Source organism: Streptomyces sp. NPDC001027, from assembly GCF_040299045.1.
Classification (GTDB): domain Bacteria; phylum Actinomycetota; class Actinomycetes; order Streptomycetales; family Streptomycetaceae; genus Streptomyces.
Map to the genome: position 1 here is coordinate 1 of NZ_JBEPBI010000615.1, position 1,090 is coordinate 1,090.

Consider the following 1,090-nt stretch of genomic DNA (forward strand, 5'->3'; position numbering starts at 1 on the left):
CGACGTTCTAAACCCAGCTCGCGTACCGCTTTAATGGGCGAACAGCCCAACCCTTGGGACCGACTCCAGCCCCAGGATGCGACGAGCCGACATCGAGGTGCCAAACCATCCCGTCGATATGGACTCTTGGGGAAGATCAGCCTGTTATCCCCGGGGTACCTTTTATCCGTTGAGCGACGGCGCTTCCACAAGCCACCGCCGGATCACTAGTCCCGACTTTCGTCCCTGCTCGACCCGTCGGTCTCACAGTCAAGCTCCCTTGTGCACTTACACTCAACACCTGATTGCCAACCAGGCTGAGGGAACCTTTGGGCGCCTCCGTTACTCTTTAGGAGGCAACCGCCCCAGTTAAACTACCCATCAGACACTGTCCCTGATCCGGATCACGGACCCAGGTTAGACATCCAGCACGACCAGACTGGTATTTCAACGACGACTCCCACCATACTGGCGTATGGCTTTCACAGTCTCCCAGCTATCCTACACAAGCCGAACCGAACACCAATATCAAACTGTAGTAAAGGTCCCGGGGTCTTTCCGTCCTGCTGCGCGAAACGAGCATCTTTACTCGTAGTGCAATTTCACCGGGCCTATGGTTGAGACAGTCGAGAAGTCGTTACGCCATTCGTGCAGGTCGGAACTTACCCGACAAGGAATTTCGCTACCTTAGGATGGTTATAGTTACCACCGCCGTTTACTGGCGCTTAAGTTCTCAGCTTCGCCAGAACGAATTCTGACTAACCGGTCCCCTTAACGTTCCAGCACCGGGCAGGCGTCAGTCCGTATACATCGCCTTACGGCTTCGCACGGACCTGTGTTTTTAGTAAACAGTCGCTTCTCGCTGGTCTCTGCGGCCACCCCCAGCTCGAGGAGCAAGTCCTCTCACCAAGCGTGGCCCCCCTTCTCCCGAAGTTACGGGGGCATTTTGCCGAGTTCCTTAACCATAGTTCACCCGAACGCCTCGGTATTCTCTACCTGACCACCTGAGTCGGTTTAGGGTACGGGCCGCCATGAAACTCGCTAGAGGCTTTTCTCGACAGCATAGGATCATCCACTTCGCCACAATCGGCTCGGCATCAGGTCTCAGACT

1 rRNA gene is annotated in these 1,090 nt (G+C 55.6%); it reads right to left on the minus strand.

Annotation, left to right across the window (positions count from 1 at the left end):
* Window positions 1–1,090, minus strand: a 23S ribosomal RNA gene (locus ABT300_RS44335); the annotation flags it as partial.